Origin of the sequence: Lutibacter sp. A80 (genome assembly GCF_022429645.1) — a bacterium.
Taxonomy (GTDB): Bacteria; Bacteroidota; Bacteroidia; order Flavobacteriales; family Flavobacteriaceae; genus Lutibacter.
Window position 1 is genome coordinate 1,228,999 of record NZ_CP092480.1, and the last position, 18,327, is coordinate 1,247,325.

The window sequence follows — 18,327 nt, forward strand, 5'->3', positions numbered from 1 at the left end:
TATGGGAAAAGTAACAGGATTTAAAGAATTCGAAAGAAAAGACGAAAAATATAAGCCAGTTAAAGAACGTGTAACTAATTATAATGAATTTACACAACCATTAAATAAGGCTGAAATTACTAAACAAGGATCTAGATGTATGGATTGTGGAATTCCATTTTGCCACAGTGGATGTCCTCTTGGTAATTTAATTCCAGATTTCAATCACATGGTACATCAAGGTGAATGGAAAAAAGCATCTTGGATATTACATTCAACTAATAATTTTCCAGAATTTACAGGAAGACTATGCCCAGCTCCTTGTGAGCAAGCTTGTGTGCTTGGTATTATAGACGATCCTATATCAATAGAAAATATTGAAAAAAACATTGTTGAAAAAGCTTTTAAAGAAGGCTGGATAGTACCGCAAACACCAAGTACAAGAACCGATAAAAAAATAGCTATTGTAGGTTCAGGCCCATCTGGTTTAGCTGCTGCTCAACAATTAAATAGAGCTGGACACAATGTAACTGTTTTTGAAAGAGATGACAAAGTTGGAGGTTTATTACGCTACGGTATTCCAAATTTTAAATTAGAAAAAGGAATAATAGACAGAAGAATTGATATTCTTGAAAAAGAAGGAATCGAATTTAAAACAAATGTTCATGTTGGTGTAAATTATGATGTAGAAGAGTTAAAAAAGTTTGATGCAATAGTTTTATGCGGTGGAGCAACACAAAAAAGAGGTTTACCTATTAAAGGTGGAGACCACAAAGATGTTGTACAAGCTATGGACTTTTTAACACAACAAACAAAGGTTGTATTTGGCGAAAAAATTAAAGATCAAGTACTAGCAACCGATAAAAATGTAATTGTAATTGGGGGTGGAGATACCGGCTCAGATTGTGTTGGAACCTCAAACCGACAAGGAGCTAAATCGGTAACGAACTTTGAGATAATGCCAAAACCACCAGGACAAAGAAGTCCGTCAACACCTTGGCCTTATTGGCCTTTAAAACTAAAAACATCTTCATCACATGAAGAAGGTTGTGATAGAAACTGGTTAATTAACACTAAAGAATTTATTGTTGATGAAAAAGGCAATCTAACAGCGTTAAAAACTATTAATGTTGAATGGAAAATGGTTCCTGGTCAACGCCCAGAATTAATTGAAATTGAAGGTACTGAAAAAACATGGCCTTGTGAGTTAGTTTTACTTTCTCTTGGATTTACTGGACCAGAAGCAACATTAAGTGACCAGCTTGGAATTAAAACAGATTTTAGAAGTAATTACGAAGCTTCAAATGTAGATTACCGTACTAATGTTACTAAAGTGTTTACTGCTGGAGATATGCGTAGAGGTCAAAGTTTAATAGTTTGGGCAATATCTGAAGGAAGAGAAGCCGCAAGAAAAGTTGATGAATATTTAATGGGATATAGTAATTTACCTACAAAAGGTGATGGAGATTTACCTGCTATGTAATTATCAACCTTAACTAAAAATTAGTTTTAAAAGATGCTGTCTAAATTTTAGACAGCATCTTTTTTTTATAAACTTTTTTGAAATTCTTTCCTTTTAATTTTCACAAAACAACTATCAAAAAAAAATTAAAAATTCATAATTAACTGATTTTAATCATACTATAAAACTTAAAACTAGTATAATTTAGATGTTGTAAATTTTAAAATTAACCCAATCAAATTAAAAAAACAATATGAAAAATTTATTATTCTTAATAATTATTAGCGCTCTTGCTTTTTCTTGTAAATCTGATAAAAAATCTGAAGTTCAAAATAAAGAAGAAGCTATTGAAATTCTAGATACTCCAAAAGTATCCTTAAGTGAATTTGACACAAAAGCAGGTGATTACGTAGGTAAAGAAATTGAAGTAACAGGCATAGTTGACCATGTTTGCAAACACGGCGGAAAAAAAATTCTATTGGTTACTGATGAAGGTGATGCACATATAGTTGCAGACGAACGTTTTGATGAAGCATTAATGGGAGAAGAAATTAAAGTAATTGGAATTGTACTTGAAGAAAGAATAGACGAAGCCTATCTTTTAAAAATGGATGAAGATAATATTAAAAGTCATTCTGAAGGAGCTTCGAATGAAGAACAATTTAATAACAAAAAGAAGCACCTTCAAGAATACAGAAACAAAATGAAAAAAGAAGGAATTGATCATATTTCAAATTACTCCTTACAATATGTTTCACACACAAATATAGCTACTGAATAATTTTTTTTAAAATGAAACAATTGCGAAAATGGAGTAGAATTCTTCATAGAGATATTGGTTATTTTTTTATTGGTACAACCTTAATTTATGGTCTATCGGGTATTGCATTAAATCATATGAGTGATTGGAACCCTAATTATTCTGTTGAAGTGAAAGATTTTAAAACGACTATCAATTTAGAAAAAAACGCTACTACAAAAGAGAACATACTCAAATTATTAGATGATGTAGATAAACGTGAAAATTACAAAAAACACTATTACAGAAATACCAATCAATTAAAAATATTCTTAAAAGGTGGTTCATCTATAATAGTAAACATACACAATGGAAAAGGCTATGCGGAATACCTAAAAAAAAGACCTATTTTTTATGAAGTAAATTATCTTCATTACAATCCAAATAGAATTTGGACATGGTTTTCAGATATTTACGCACTAGCATTAATTCTATTTGCTGTAACTTCATTTTTTATGGTAAAAGGTAAAAAAGGAATTACTGGAAGAGGTGGTATTTATGCAGTTTTAGGTATAGTAATACCTTTACTTTTTTTACTCTTTTATATGTAAAAACTTAAATAGCCTGCACTTAAACAATTTCTAAATGCAGGCTAAATATTTTATTAGCTAATATTATTATTTTATTAAAAACTAATCACGTACGTGCCCATCTCCATAAACATAATATTTATTAGTCACCAATTCATTAAGACCTAAAGGACCTCTATGGTGCAATTTATCAGTACTAATTGCTAGTTCTGCACCCACTCCCATTTGACCACCATCAGTAAATCTAGTTGATGAATTTTGATAAACTGCAGCACAATCAACTTGTTCCATAAAAACTGAAGCAGTTTCGTTATTGGCAGTCATAATTGTTGCTGAATGCCCACCAGAATACATATTAATTTTTTCAATAGCTTCTTTTGTAGCATCTACAACGCCTATACAACATTTCATTGCTAAAAACTCTTCACTCCACATAGATTCTTCAGTAATTAGTGCTGCTTCTTTTAATATATCTTTTGCTTTTGAATCAACCCAAATAGATACACTTTTTTCTTTTAAAGCATCCTTTAAATCAGACATTTTTTGAGGATAATCTGGAATATTTGAATTTATTAATATTTTATCAACAGCATTACACGCAGATATTTTACTAGTTTTAGCATTAAGAATTACAGCAATACTTTTTTCCCAATCAGCATTTTCATCAACATAGACAAAGTTATTACCTCTACCACTAACCAAAACAGCGCATTTTGCATATTCCTTAACAAATGCTATTAGTTTTTCACCTCCACGAGGAACAATTAAATCTAATTGCTCTGTTGGATTTTTTAAAAATTGCTGTGTCTCTTTTCTATCCATTGTCAACAATTGGATATAATCGGTACTTAAATCATTTTCTTTCAAAGCTTGATGCCAAAAATCAACAAGTATTTTATTACTAAATATGGCTTCTTTTCCTCCTTTAAGTAAAATTTTATTATTTGCTTTAAAAGCAAGTACAGCTGCTTCAACAGTTACATCTGGTCTAGATTCATAAATAATCATTATAGTTCCAAAGGGAGCTGTTTTATTTACAACTTTTAAACCATTTTCTAAGGTTTTGTTTGTAATTATTTTATTTATTGGATCTTCTTGAGAATGTACTTGTGAAATAGCAGTTATCATTCCGTCAATCTTTCCATCATTTATTAACAAACGATCATACATTGCTTGATCATTTTTACTAAACGCATCTAAATCCTTTTTATTTGCTTGAAGTAATTGAGCCCTATTTTTATCTAGGATACGCTCCATACTTTTTAATACTTTATTTTTTATTTCTGTAGTTAATAATTTCATTTTATTTTTTTTATTACAAGGACACTTTTGTCCCAACACTTTTACCATCTATAATATCTATTATAGTATTTTTTCGTTTTCCATTAGCAATAAAAGTAGGAATACTATGCGAAGCAGTTTCTTGAGCATAGGTTAATTTAGATCCCATTCCTCCTCTTCCTTCACCTTCTAATTTGCCGCTATCTTTAATATACTCATCAAGATTATCATCTGGATCTACATTTTTAATAAGATCACTACTATCCGCATCTGGATGCCCCGTATACAATCCATCAATATCTGTAAGAATAATTAACCTATCGGCATTTATCAATTGTGCAAGCAAACTTGCAAGTTCATCATTATCTGAAAACATAGACATTGTAATAGAAACTGCATCATCTTCATTTGCAATAGGAATTACCCCTTCAGAAAGTAAACCTTGACAACATTTTATCATATTTTCACGATGAATTCCTGGACTAAAATCTCTTTTAGTTGGAAGTACCTGAGCACATTTCATTCCATATTCTTGAAAAATGGTATAATAGAATCGCATCATTCTAGGTTGTCCAATAGAAGAATACACTTGTCTTTTTTGTGTTTTATCTTCTATAGTTGACTCTCCTAAAACTTCTTTTCCTGCAATTACAGAACCCGATGAAACTAAAAGCGTAATTATACCACGCTCATAAAGTTCAGCAATTTGTTTCACTAAATTTCTTAAAACTGTTCTTACAATTCTGTTATCTTTATTGGTCATTACATTAGTACCAACCTTAATAACTATTATTTCTTTATACATATTAACTTACTTTTCCTAATTCAACGGCACGAGAAAACGCAGCGAATGCAGCTTCCTTAATTAATTCATTTACATTATTATCATCCATAGAATCTAACGCTGCTTGTGTTGTTCCACCTTTAGAAGCTACTTTTTGCATCCAAGAATTAGGCGAAAGATTAGACTGATTAAAAAGCTCTATAGCTCCTGTAAAAGTTTGACTCACCAACAATTTAGAATCGTTTTTAGAGAAGCCCATTTGCAACGCAGCCTCCATCATACTTTGCATAAAATAAAACACATATGCAGGACCACTTCCAGAGATACCTGTTGATGCATCAATTAAGTTTTCATTACTTACTAGAATAGATTTTCCAGTTGTACTTAACAAACCTTCAACAGTTAACAACTCAATTCTCGAAACATTAGATGACGAAACATAAGATGTTAAACCCAACCCAACACTTGCCGGTAGATTAGGCATTGCACGTACTACTTTTGATACTCCAGAAAGATTCTGGATAACATCTATAGTTATACCAGCCATAATAGATATTAGAATTTGATCTGACGTAACCAAAGGTTTTATTGTTTTAAATAACTCTTCTGCATGATATGGTTTTACTGCTACAAAAATTATATCTGCTTTTGGAATACAATCTTCTAAATTACTATATGCATCAAAATGTAATATTTGATGAAGTTCATCTAGTTTTTCATCAGATTTATCCATAACCATGATATTTTCTTTTAGAAGTTTTGATTTAGACATCCCTTCCGCATAAGTTAATCCCATATTTCCTGCTCCAATTACTAGTACTTTCATTCTTATTTTTTATATAATTTAATTAAAATAGATTGAGACTTTGATTAAAAAACATGCGTCACAATCTTTTACTTTCAATAGTTTTTTTTAATTTTTAAATAACGTTTCAATTAAAAAACTTAAAAAATTGCATACGTTACTTTTGTTATTCTTTTATTATTTTTTGATTATATCATTTCTATGTTTTGTTTAAACACTAACAAATTGTTAGTATTATAATTAATAAATTCAATGATTATTTATTTTTTAAGACATATAAAGAACACCAAATAGAAACTAAAGAATATACGTTTCGTTATTAGTGAAATCTTATCGTTATTTATCGTTGTAATTTTTTGCTAAACAGCAAGTAATACAGGCTACTAAACTAGGAGTAAAAGATAAATTATCTGTAATTTAATGCTACGTAGCTATAATTGTAGTTGTTTTAGAATTTTCGAGACAACTTAAAATTGATCCTACCGAAAATGAAGTTTTAATTTTTGCACACACAATAATATTTTCTGAATTCTTTTCAATATACATATACTTGTTCTAGTGAAACTATATTTAAAAACCTTTAAATTTAAAGGAACTTTTGCAAATATATAAAAAATAGTTCTTATAGAAACTATTTAATTAAAAAACATAAAAAACGTGACTTAAACAACTTAAAACAAGCTGTTTAATTTTTAAAACACATTAATTTACTTATTAAAGAAACTTTGTATAAAATTATTCTGAATGATTTGTTATTTCTTGAATAGTAAGTAATGGAGCAGCATCAACGTCTTCAACATCCATTATTGTAGTTAACAACTCTATATTTCTATCTAATTCTTCAATTTGAGCTGCACTTAATTTTTTTAATCTATGCGATAATTTTTCTTGAAGTGTAGAAGGAGAATTATTAAGCAAATCTGCTCCTTTAGCTGTTAAAACAATATATGTAGCTCTTTTATCGCTTGATCGTAGGGTTTTGGCTAAAAGCCCTTTCGCTTCTAACCTTGAAATAATACCGGAAACAGTACTTGCATTTAAATTAATATACGCTTTAATATCTTTAGCAAATGCTCTATAATCCTTTTGATCTGATAAATATTTAAGTACTAAAAGTTGAGGAATACTTATTCCAAATTCTTTTTCTATTTTTTTACTCTCGAGATTTATAGAACGAATAATTCTTCTGAGTTTTACAAGAATCTCAATATATTTCAATATAAATAATTTTATTACATAGCAAATTAAGATTTTTTGGAAATATAAAAGATACTATTTCCAAAAAAATGAAAACTGCTTTTCTAATTTTGAATTGGCAGGAATTATTTATTTAACATCATAAAATCTGCTATTACCATTGCTGCCAAAGCCTCAACAATAGGTACAGCTCTTGGAACCACACAAGGATCGTGACGGCCTTTACCCATCATTTCAACTATGTTTCCATCTTTATCAATGGTTTGTTGTTTTTGCATAATAGTAGCAACAGGTTTAAAAGCTACACGAAAATAAATATCCATTCCATTGCTAATACCTCCTTGAATCCCTCCAGAAAGATTAGTTTTAGTAGAGCCATCATCGTTAAAAATATCATTATGCTCACTACCTTTCATTTTTGCTCCACAAAAACCGCTTCCATATTCAAAACCTTTTACAGCATTTATAGAGAGCATTGCTTTTCCAAGCTGCGCATGTAATTTATCAAAAATTGGTTCACCCAAGCCTACTGGTACATTTTGAATTACACAGGTAACAGTACCTCCAATAGTATCTCCTTGTTTTCTAATTTGATCTATTTTAGAAATCATTTTTTCAGCAACTTCAGTATCTGGGCAACGAACTATATTATTTTCTGTTTTACTGAAATCTAATGCTTGATATGGTTTTTCTAAAAATAAATCACCAACAGAAGAAGTGTATGCATTTATTTTTATTGAAGGAATTACTTGTTTTGCAACTGCACCACCTACTACCCAATTAGCAGTTTCTCTAGCAGATGTTCTTCCTCCTCCACGATAATCACGATTTCCATATTTTTTATCATAGGTATAATCTGCATGAGAAGGACGATAAGTATCTTTTATATGAGAATAATCATTAGACCTCTGGTGCACATTTTTAATAATAAAACCAATAGAAGCACCTGTGGTTTTTCCTTCAAAAATACCTGATAAAAATTGTACTTCATCAGGTTCTTTTCGCTGAGTTACAATTTTAGATTGACCTGGCTTTCTTCTATCCATGTCATTTTGAATAGCTTCAAAATCAAGTTTAACACCAGCTGGACAACCATCAATTACTCCTCCAATAGCTTCTCCATGAGATTCTCCAAAAGTTGTTATTGTAAATATTTTTCCGAATGAATTAGACATACATATAATTTAGCTGACAAATTTAAAAAAGAATTTTAGAGAAGACTAATTTACTGATTGAAATAAATTCAAAAAAAACATTGTTTTATTATTATAATAACAACCACTACATATAATAAGTTCTTAATAAACCTACCCCCTATTTAATTACTACTTACCAGAAAACCAACAACAATTATAGCTAATATTTCTATTGTTAAATTCATCTAATTAATTGAGAGTCAAATCTACTTTAAAATAAAGTAAAAAATAATTAAAAAAAATCTAAAAAAAGTTTGAGAGAACCAAAAAAGGTTTCTATATTTGCAACCGCTAAAGGAGAAATGGCAGAGTGGTCGAATGCGGCAGTCTTGAAAACTGTTGAGGGTCACACCTCCGGGGGTTCGAATCCCTCTTTCTCCGCAAAAAGCTTCATAATATTTTTATTATGAAGCTTTCTTTTTTTACATCACTTTTCAGTGAGCAAAAGCATCTAAGCAAGAATCATTACTAATTATTGTGTTTAGGCAAAAATCCTGGTTAATCTAAAAAGAAAGAATTCTACATTTTTGACACCTCTAAATTGACTTCTAAAAGCTTTAATCTTCACATTGAAAGATTCGACAGAAGCATTTGTACTTCTATTAATAAAATAGTTTAAGATTAAGCTATTATTAAGTGTAATTGTATTTGTGATTAATTTTTTTTGAACATTCTAAAAAATATCAATCTCAAACTTCTCTATAAAAACCAAAATATCCAGAATTCTTTTCATTTCCTTCATACGAATTCTTAAAATGTAGCATTGGTAAGATTCTATCTTGCCCATTCTTTAAGGAAAACTGATTCTCATCCTCAATTATAAAATCGGTAATAAAAGATCTATCCCCTCTATTTATAATACGTTTGTGATACTTCAAGTGAGCATCTATTAACTGTGCTTCTGCTTTTTTTAAAAACAGTTCATTCGGAATGTATCCGTAACGATTCGACACTACATTAACTATTTATTTGATTTTAGGTTAAACTATATTTAAGCTAGAACCAAACGGAAGCTAAAATCTTAGGTCAAAAGGAAACGTAATAAAAAGTATAAAAGAATTGCTGGCTTTATCCCGTAGTCTTTTGATGGAAGTATTTTACGAGTTTAATTTGCGTGTATATTGTAATATCATAAATATCCTCATTAAAAAATAAAGATAAAACAATCTTGTATATTTCAATATTTAAAATAAAAACAGACTAAATACTATTACATTTTAAACATTAATAGAAGTATTTAAGTCTATTTTAGTTTACTAATAATACCTTTCACTCATTGATTAAGTAATTATTGCCTTAAAATGAATAAATAAAATAAAATTATACACACACAAATATAAAATCAAGTACATATTTCTATTCAAAATAAAGGTAATATTTGATTTGTTTAAGATAATTATGGAGATTATAGGAATTACAACAATCTATAATTTTATCCAAATAAATAAAATACAGTTTTCTGCTTTAGCGTCAACAAAAAAATATCAAAACATGAAAATCATTAAAATTGAAACCTTTGTACTTAAAGATAAACTATCAAAAAGTTTTTTCTTTTCACAATGGGAATATTCTGAAAGATGTATCTGTGTTGTAAAAGTTACTGCTTCCGATGGAACATATGGATGGGGAGAAGGATATGGACCTGCAACAATTTTAGAAGAAGGTATTAAAATAATTGCTCCACATGTAATTGGAAAAAACCCTTTAGAAAATGAAGTAATCTGGAATCATATGTATCGTAAAACATTAGATTATGCCAGGCGTGGAATATTAGTTGCTTCTTTAAGTGCTATAGATATTGCTATTTGGGATTTAAAAGGTAAAATTTTGGGTTTACCTATTTCGACCTTATTAGGTGGTTCTCATAGAACTAAAATAAGACCTTATGCGACTGGGCTTTACTTTACAAACTATGAAAACCCTGCAGAAGGTCTAGTTGAAGAAGCTAAATTATACGTAAAACAAGGCTTTAAAGCTATGAAAATGAAAGTTGGATTAGGCATAAAGCAAGATATAGAAATAGTAAAAAGTATTCGTGAAGCAATTGGTCCAGATATTGACTTAATGGTAGATTCTAACCACGCTTACACATTAAGAGAAGCAATAGAACTATCTAGAAAAATAGAAAAATATGATATCGGTTGGTTTGAAGAACCTATTTCTCCTGAATTTTATGAACAGTCTAAAGAATTAAGAAGTAAAACAACTATACCTATTTCTGGAGGGGAATGCGAGTACTTAAGGTTCGGTTTTCAACAATTAATTAAAAATAAGGCTGTAGATATAATTCAACCAGATATATGTGCAAGTGGTGGTTTAACAGAAGCAAAACGAATTGCAGCAATTGCTAGTGCAAACGGAATTGATTTAATTCCACATACCTGGGGCACCTCTATTGGAATTCATGTAGCTTTGCATTTTATTTCTAATTTAGAATCAATTCCAGGAAGAATGAATCAACCTGAATTTTTAATGGAATACGATCAAACAGAAAATGGATTAAGAGATAAATTAACCTTCCCTAAAATTGAAATGAAAAATGGTCTAATCGATGTACCTAATAGACCTGGTCTAGGAATTGATATTGATGAAAAGATTTTACATAAATTTTCAATCACAAAAAATTTAACAGAAAGTTCAATTATTTAAAACATACAGATATGAAAACTCAAAATTTTGGTTATAAAAAATTATATATTGACGGACAATTAGTGGATGCTGTAAGTGGAGAAAAAGCAGATGTGATATGCCCAGCCACTGGTGAAGTAATTGCTGAAGTAGCAAAAGCAGGTAAAGCTGATGCAGAAAAAGCTTTAATTTCTGCTAAAAAAGGTTTTAAATATTGGTCTAAACTTTCACTCACAGAAAGAACTGCATGGATGACTAAACTCCGTTCTGCCATTTTAGAAAAAGAACATGAGTTAAGAACTGCAATGGTTCATGAAATGGGTAAAACCTACGCTGGTGCTTATGAAGACATTGAAGCTGTAATTAATGCTTTAGAATGGTACCCTGCAGCAATGAAAAATATGAGAGAAGAACAAATACCAGATTATGAGAACACACATACTCATAAAATGATTTCTAAACCTGCTGGTGTTGCTGTAGCATATTTAGCTTGGAATTTTCCACTACTAAATGTAGGCTTTAAATTAGGCCCTGCCCTAGCTGCCGGATGTTCAATAATTATAAAACCCTCAATGCTATCTCCTTTATCAACTTATATGATTGGAGAAATATTAAACAGCATTAATTTCCCTGCAGGAGTTGTAAACATTGTTGCAGGTTCTAGCAAAGAAGTTGCCATACCTATGACAACTAGTAAAATTCCAGCTGTTTTAACAATGATTGGTTCTACTGCTACTGGTCAAAAAGTAATTGCAGACAGTGTTACTTCCATTAAAAAATTAGGAATGGAATTGGGTGGAAACGCTCCATTTATAATATTTGAAGATGCTGATTTTGATACAGCGTTAGATTTAGCTATTGGATTAAAATTTGGTAATTCTGGCCAAGTTTGTGTAGCTGCAAATAGAATTTTTGTTCATAAAAATATCTATGAAAAATTTATGAAAGCTTATGTAAAAAGAGCTTCTAAATTAAAATTAGGCTTCGGAACTAAAGAAAATCCAGAGGTCTTTATGGGTCCAGTTGTTACGCGATCAGACAGAGATAGAATGTTTAATTTGATTGAAGATGCTGTAAGTAAAGGAGCTAAATTAGAATATGGTGGAAAAATACCTGAAGGATTTCCTAAAAATGGAAACTGGATTGAACCTACTATCGTTTCAAATATAACTCCAGATATGGATCTTTTCAGAAAAGAAACTTTTGGTCCAGTTGCAGCAATTATGAGTTTCGAAACTGATGATGAAGTACTAGAATTAGCTAATGATACTGAATTTGGATTAGCATCTTACATTTTTACAAATAACCATAAAAGAATAGAGCGTTTTACTGAAGAATTAGAATTTGGTGAAATTCAAATTAATGGTGTTAAATATGCTATTTATCTACCGCATGGCGGTTTTAAAAATAGTGGAATTGGTCATGATTGCTCGCACTTAGCCTTAGATGATTATTTAGTAAAAAAACGAATTTCAACTGCCCTCTAACCAGTTATAAATATATATTGAATACTTAACATTCCAAGTATTCAATATATTTTAAGTTTAAAAATACAACTAAAACATAATATACTATGGAATCTATATTTCTCCCTTTTTTATTAGTAATTTTTGCAAGTATTTTTCAAGGATCATTTGGCCTTGGAATGAAATTTATGAATCCTTTAAAATGGGAAGCTTGGTGGTTAGTGCATTCAATTTTTGCAATGATATTAATTCCTACTATATGGGCTTATTTTGTAACTCCAGATTTATATAATGTTGTTACTAGTGCACCTACTGAAGACATATTAAAAGCAATGGCTTTTGGTGCATTATGGGGAATTGGTGGAATTATGTTTGGAAAAAGTGTTCCCTATATTGGTATTTCTTTAACGTATGGAATTGTAATGGGTGTTTGTGCAGCTGCAGGAGGTTTAATTCCTTTATTTACTGCCACCGATGTTGAATATCAAAAAATGGCACCTGCATTACCTTATATTTTAGGTGGTGTTGCTATTATGTTAATTGGTGTTGCTATAACAGCTTATGCAGGTGTTAAAAAAGATAAAATTAAAAGTATTACCAAAACTACTGGTGAAAAAGTAAATTTAAAACTAGGATTAATTATAGCTATTATAAGTGGTTTTTTATCCGCTTTTTTAGCTATTGGGTTTACAGCAGGAAGTGCTATAGGAGATTTAGCTCAAAATGCCGGAGCAATTTCTCGTAATAGTAGTCTAGCTATCTGGGTAGTAGTGCTTTGGGGAGGATTTGCTATTAATGCTGGCTATGCTGTATTCTTATTATTTAAAAACAATACATGGAGCTCATTTACCACTCCTAATGCAAGTAAAGCTTATATGTGGTCTATCATTGCTGGTATACTTTGGTTTGGTGCTTTAGGTATTTACGGACAAGGAGCAACACTTATGGGTAGCCTAGGAGATGTAATTGCTTGGCCAATTATGCTAGGTCTTTCTCTAATTGTTGGAAACATTTGGTCTTATTTAAATAAAGAATGGGAAGGAGCTAAAAAACCTTTTTACACAATGTTATTTGGTGTATTAGTAATTATAGTTGCAGTTGTAGTAATGGGGTATTCTTAATATAAAAATATTGAATAATACACTTAAAATTATTACTATAATTTGTCTTTTCAAGAATCTTAATATTATGAAACATTTAAAAACTATTTTATTATCTGCACTTGTTATATTAACTATTCAATTTACAAATGCACAAAAAAAACCTAATATTGTTATGTTGTTTTCAGATGATGCAGGTTATGCAGATTTTGGATTTCAAGGTAGTAAAACAATGATTACTCCAAATTTAAATAAATTAGCTCAAGAAGGAGTTTTATTTAATCAGGCTTATGTTACAGATCCCACTTGCGGACCATCTAGAGCAGGTTTAATGACTGGGAAATACCAACAAAGGTTTGGGTTTGAAGAAAATAATGTTCCGGGATACATGAGTGCTGTATCTGGTGCAGATGGCGATGAAATGGGAGTTCCTGTAGAAGAAACATTCTTAGCAGAATATTTAAAAGAGCAAGGTTACGCAACTGCTTTTTATGGTAAATGGCATTTAGGAGGTGCAGATCGCTTCCACCCTACCAAAAGAGGTTTTGATGAATTTTATGGTTTTCGTGGTGGAGCTAGAAGTTATTTTGCATATTCAGAAGAACCTGCAAGCAAATTAGATTTAATGGAGAGAGGGTTTCGAAACTTTGTAGAACCTGAAAGGTATTTAACTGATGTTTTAGCTGATGAAGCTATAAAATTTATAGAAAAAAAAGCCAAAAATGAACAACCTTTTTTTGCTTTTGTATCTTTTAATGCCGTACATACCCCAATGGATGCCACTCCTGAAGATTTAGCTAAATTCCCTAATTTAGAAGGTAAACGAAAAGTTGTAGCTGCGATGGCATTAGCTCTTGATAGAGCCTCTGGAAAAATATTAGATAAATTAAAAGAACTAGGAATTGATGACAACACACTTGTAATCTTTACAAACGATAATGGTGGACCAACCGACAAAAACGCATCGAGTAACTTACCTTTAAGCGGGACAAAATCTAATCATTTAGAAGGTGGTATACGAGTACCTTTTATAATGAAATGGCCAGGAAAAATAAAACCAAATACAACTTATAATTCTCCAATTAGCACACTTGATTTGCTACCTACATTTTATGCTGCTGCTGGCGGAAATCCTAAATCTATAAAAGATATTGATGGCGTTAACTTACTTCCATATATTAACAATCAAATTAATTCGAAACCACATGAAGCCTTGTTTTGGAAAAAAGACACAAGAGCATGTATTAGAAAAGGAGATTGGAAATTAATACGTTTTCCAGATAGACCTGCAGAACTTTATTACATTCCTAATGATATAAAAGAACAGACAAATTTAGCTGCTAGTTATCCAAAAATAGTAAGACAGCTTTTTAAAGAACTTTTTGAATGGGAATCAACTCTAGAACGCCCACGATGGTTATTAAAAAGAGAATTCGAAAATTTTGATATTGATAGAATGGATAAATACAAAGCCAGGCCAAAACACATAATGAACTAGTTCTTTATTAACTGCCTTAAAAGTAAAATTTAAACCAAATAAAACTACTTTTAGATTCTCTAAGAAATTAACATCATACATTTCTTAAATCTAATATTAACAAATTCCATTTTTAAAAAAATTGCGGAATATGTTTATAGTCTCTTAAAAAGTTAATTGGTTTAGACTTAAAATTTCATCACTTTTAAGGCAGTTTAAATTTTAACTACACTACTAAAGCTCTAATAATATTGAAATTAAAATTGCGCTTTCCACCAAACACTTTTAAAATTCTCCATTAAGTTATTTCTTCATTTAACAATTTATCAAACTATTTTCTACAATTATTATTAATTAAAATAGAATATGTTAAGGGTAAAATAGAATAAGTGAGAGATAAATTATAGAAATTGAGTAGACCTCAAAATCATTTTCTTTGTTAACAAACTTATAACTCTTAAAACATATAAATATATGATTTTAAAAAAACTAAATCTTAATCAAATAAATTAAAATTAATCAGATGGAAATAATAAAAATATTAGTATCCAAAAAAGTAATAGCCAGATATATGTTATTATCCTTATTTGTGTTTTTCTGCAATTTTAATTCACATGCACAAAATATAACTGTGCAAGGGATTGTAACAAGTTCAGATGATGGCTTACCAATACCTGGAGCTACAGTGTTATTAAAAGGAACAACAAATGGAACAACAACAAATTTTGATGGAGAATATACAATTAAAGCTAAAGTAGGTGATGTATTACTTTTTAGTTTTATGGGTATGCAAGATCAAGGACTTAAAGTTAAAGGAAAACAACTGAATGTTGTAATGACTCCTGATATTGAAAGTCTTGAAGAAGTTGTAGTTATTGGATACGGTACTGTAAAAAAGAAAGAATTAACTGGAGCTGTAACTCAAGTACAGTCTGAAGCCTTAGAAAAAATATCTACGTCAGATTTAGCGACTGCATTACAAGGACAAGCAGCTGGAGTAAACATTATTAGCTCATCTACACCTGGTGGTTCGGCAGAAATTTTAATTAGAGGTATTACTACCTTAGGAGATAACACTCCTTTATATGTAGTAGACGGAATTATTCAAGAAAGTGACCCAAGAATTCCACCATCAGACATTGAAACTATTGATATATTAAAAGATGCTGCATCAACTGCTATTTATGGTTCACGTGGAGCTACTGGAGTTATTTTAATTACAACAAAACAAGGTAAAGAAGGTTCTTTACAAGTTAGAACAAATGTAAGTTATGCTATTCAGCACAGAAATGCAGCAATTCCATTAATGAATTCTGTAGAACAAACCTATTTTGATTTAGTTGTAAAACGTAATGTTGGTGGTTTTTTTGATGAAGAATCGGCTTCAAGTTTAGAAATTGTAAAAAATCCTTATTCATTTCAAAATGAAACAGATTTAAATAGTTTAATTTTCCCAAGCAATAATGCACCCGTTCAAAACTATAATACAAACATATCAGGAGGTACAAAAGATATCACTTACAATGTGTCTGTTGGTTTTTTTCAACAAGAAGGACTACAATTAAATTCGTCTTATGAACGATTTAACACACGTGCAAATACAGTTTATAGTAAAGATAAATTAAGAATTCAAACAAGCGTTGGTTTGTCTATTGACAACAGAGAAATCCCTCAAAACTTTTTACTTTCACAAGCCATTGTATACAATCCAACTCAAAATGGTTTGGACCCTAGTAATTTTTCAACTTTAGATGGTGGTTCTGGTGATGATGTAAACAGATTAGGCTGGGTTTTAGAGAGTTTAAGAACCGAGCAAAATATAAAAGCTGTTAGAACAAATGCTTCTTTTAGAATTAACTATAAAATTTCTAAAAACTTAAGTATTGCTTCAAACACAGGACTTACTACTCAAAACACCTATGGAAGTGAGTATAGACCCTACCAAGCAATTTATAGTACTGAAGGTAAACTTCAAACTAATCCAAACACTAGCTATATTAGAAGAAGTAGTGGGTATAGAACATCATTAAGCTCTGATGCTGGTATTACATTTCAAAAACAATTAAATGACCATAAACTTACACTTACAGCATTTGCTACAATTGAAAAATATAAAAATGAACAATTTAGCGCAGAAAGAACCGGAGCTACCGACCCTGATGGTAGGGTATTAGATAGAGCAACGGGTGAACAAACTGTAAGTTCTGGTTTTGATTATACAGATACAAGAATTGGTACTATTGGACGACTTCAATACGACTATAAAGGAAAATATTTATTTAGTTCAAGTGTTCGTAGAGATGGTTCATCTAAATTCCCTTCGGATAATCAATGGGGAGTCTTCCCTTCTGTTTCTCTAGCTTGGAATATTTCTGATGAAAAATTTTGGAAATCCTTTAAAGAAACTGCTAATAATTTTAAATTAAGACTTTCTCATGGTTCAGTTGGTAATGACAGAATTGGTTCTTACGAATTTTCACCAGGAATTGAACAAAACTTAAATTATGTAGGTTATGATGGAACTAATGAAACCTTAAATCTAGGAGCATCTCAAACTTCTTACGCAAATGAACTTTTAAAATGGGAAACTACCACTACTTCAAACGTAGGTATCGATTTAGGTTTCTTCAGAAATAAATTAACCATTACTGCTGAATACTACTATGCTAAAAAGAAAGACATGTTATTCCCTGTATTTTTACCATTATCAGCAGGTGGAGGAAACAATGCCTCTGTTACCTTAAATGTTGGTAATATGACCAATACTGGTGCTGAAATATCTGCTCAATATAAAGGTCATACGGGTAAAGTAAATTGGAATATGAATGCTAATTTTTCAACAAACACCAACGAAATCACTAAAATTAATGGAGATACTGAATTTTTATTCACTAATGATTTTGGTTTAGTAAATAGAGCTCCAACCCAATCAAGAGTAACCGCTTTAGCTGTAGGTCAAGAAGCTGGAGCTTTTTACTTATGGACAACAAATGGAATTGTTGATACAGAAGAAAAACTAGCTGAATATCAAAAAATAGATAGTGGAGCCCGTATGGGAGACACCATGTTTAATGACAACAACAATGACGGTATTTTAGATGATAATGATAGAGTCTATAGTGGAAGTGGTTTACCTGAATATGAAATAGGTTACACCTTTAATGCAAAATATAAAAATTTTGATTTTTCTATGAATTGGTATGCTGCATTAGGTCAAGAAATAATGAATGGATTTAATGCTTGGGCTTTTGGTTTTGGTAGACACAAAGATCAAATATATCAATGGTCAGAGGCTAATCCTGTAACTTCTATCCCAGCATATAGAGAAGATATGAGAACAGATAATAATTTTATTGGCTATAGTGATTTATGGTTAGAAGATGGATCATATTTACGTTTAAGACAAATTTCTTTAGGGTACAGTCTTCCTAAAAAAACTATAAATAAACTTGGTGTAAACAGAGTTAGGGTATACCTAAGTGCTCAAAACCCACTAACAATTACAAAATATTCTGGATACAACCCTGAAGTTGGAGGAGGTATTGCTGCAAGAGGGCTAGACAAAGGAACTGGACCTACATCTGAGCAATATTTGATTGGGTTAAATTTTAATTTTTAAGACA

13 protein-coding genes, 1 tRNA gene and 2 pseudogenes are annotated in these 18,327 nt (G+C 30.5%); 9 read left to right on the top strand and 7 right to left on the bottom strand.

Annotated elements, in window-relative coordinates; genetic code table 11:
* Position 1: 1 nt before the first annotated feature.
* The 3 genes from MHL31_RS05595 to MHL31_RS05605 all read left to right on the top strand — a co-directional run bounded on the left by MHL31_RS05595 (position 2) and on the right by MHL31_RS05605 (position 2,791).
* Positions 2–1,462 carry a glutamate synthase subunit beta gene (locus MHL31_RS05595; protein WP_240228095.1) on the top strand — a complete coding sequence of 487 codons (1,461 nt, stop codon included), beginning with the start codon at positions 2–4 and terminating at the stop codon, positions 1,460–1,462.
* A 232-nt stretch (positions 1,463–1,694) separates the two neighbouring features.
* The gene (locus tag MHL31_RS05600; protein ID WP_240228096.1) at positions 1,695–2,222 is read left to right on the top strand and encodes a hypothetical protein; all 528 of its coding nucleotides are present in this window, start codon (positions 1,695–1,697) and stop codon (positions 2,220–2,222) included.
* A gap of 11 nt (positions 2,223–2,233) precedes the next feature.
* Entirely contained in the window at positions 2,234–2,791 is a 558-nt protein-coding gene (locus MHL31_RS05605) for a PepSY-associated TM helix domain-containing protein (protein WP_240228097.1), read from the top strand.
* Between the two features lie 81 nt (positions 2,792–2,872).
* On the opposite strand, the gene MHL31_RS05610 is transcribed toward MHL31_RS05605, so the two are convergent.
* From MHL31_RS05610 to aroC, 5 genes are all read right to left on the bottom strand, one after another.
* Positions 2,873–4,072 (bottom strand): glutamate-5-semialdehyde dehydrogenase, encoded by a 1,200-nt coding sequence (locus MHL31_RS05610; protein WP_240228098.1) that lies wholly within the window; start codon positions 4,070–4,072, stop codon positions 2,873–2,875.
* A 13-nt stretch (positions 4,073–4,085) separates the two neighbouring features.
* Positions 4,086–4,856 (bottom strand): glutamate 5-kinase, encoded by a 771-nt coding sequence (proB, locus tag MHL31_RS05615; protein WP_240228099.1) that lies wholly within the window; start codon positions 4,854–4,856, stop codon positions 4,086–4,088.
* A gap of 1 nt (position 4,857) precedes the next feature.
* Complete coding sequence (gene proC, locus MHL31_RS05620; protein ID WP_240228100.1) at positions 4,858–5,661, bottom strand: pyrroline-5-carboxylate reductase; 804 nt, start codon at positions 5,659–5,661, stop codon at positions 4,858–4,860.
* Positions 5,662–6,375: 714 nt separating this feature from the next.
* Positions 6,376–6,858 (bottom strand): MarR family winged helix-turn-helix transcriptional regulator, encoded by a 483-nt coding sequence (locus MHL31_RS05625; RefSeq protein WP_240228101.1) that lies wholly within the window; start codon positions 6,856–6,858, stop codon positions 6,376–6,378.
* A gap of 104 nt (positions 6,859–6,962) precedes the next feature.
* Positions 6,963–8,012: a chorismate synthase gene (gene aroC / locus MHL31_RS05630; RefSeq protein WP_240228102.1), complete on the bottom strand. Its 1,050-nt coding sequence runs from the start codon at positions 8,010–8,012 to the stop codon at positions 6,963–6,965.
* A 317-nt stretch (positions 8,013–8,329) separates the two neighbouring features.
* Between aroC and MHL31_RS05635 the strand changes: the two genes are divergently transcribed.
* Positions 8,330–8,414 (top strand) — tRNA-Ser (locus MHL31_RS05635).
* Positions 8,415–8,514: 100 nt separating this feature from the next.
* Here the strand turns inward: MHL31_RS05635 and MHL31_RS05640 are convergent.
* Positions 8,515–8,688, bottom strand: a pseudogene (locus MHL31_RS05640) (transposase); the annotation flags it as partial.
* A 37-nt stretch (positions 8,689–8,725) separates the two neighbouring features.
* Positions 8,726–8,998, bottom strand: a pseudogene (locus MHL31_RS05645) (hypothetical protein); the annotation flags it as partial.
* A 526-nt stretch (positions 8,999–9,524) separates the two neighbouring features.
* On the opposite strand from MHL31_RS05645, the gene MHL31_RS05650 reads away from it, so the two are divergent.
* The 5 genes from MHL31_RS05650 (at position 9,525) to MHL31_RS05670 (ending at position 18,323) form a co-directional block, all read left to right on the top strand.
* A complete protein-coding gene (locus MHL31_RS05650; protein WP_240228103.1) occupies positions 9,525–10,682 on the top strand; it encodes a mandelate racemase/muconate lactonizing enzyme family protein in 1,158 nt (385 codons plus the stop codon).
* A gap of 11 nt (positions 10,683–10,693) precedes the next feature.
* A complete protein-coding gene (locus MHL31_RS05655; protein WP_240228104.1) occupies positions 10,694–12,148 on the top strand; it encodes an NAD-dependent succinate-semialdehyde dehydrogenase in 1,455 nt (484 codons plus the stop codon).
* Positions 12,149–12,234: 86 nt separating this feature from the next.
* The gene (locus MHL31_RS05660; RefSeq protein ID WP_240228105.1) at positions 12,235–13,248 is read left to right on the top strand and encodes an L-rhamnose/proton symporter RhaT; all 1,014 of its coding nucleotides are present in this window, start codon (positions 12,235–12,237) and stop codon (positions 13,246–13,248) included.
* Positions 13,249–13,315: 67 nt separating this feature from the next.
* Positions 13,316–14,725, top strand: coding sequence for a sulfatase (locus MHL31_RS05665; RefSeq protein ID WP_240228106.1), 1,410 nt, complete (start codon positions 13,316–13,318; stop codon positions 14,723–14,725).
* Between the two features lie 502 nt (positions 14,726–15,227).
* Positions 15,228–18,323, top strand: a complete 3,096-nt coding sequence (locus MHL31_RS05670; RefSeq protein WP_240228107.1) for a TonB-dependent receptor — start codon at positions 15,228–15,230, stop codon at positions 18,321–18,323.
* Positions 18,324–18,327: the final 4 nt, after the last annotated feature.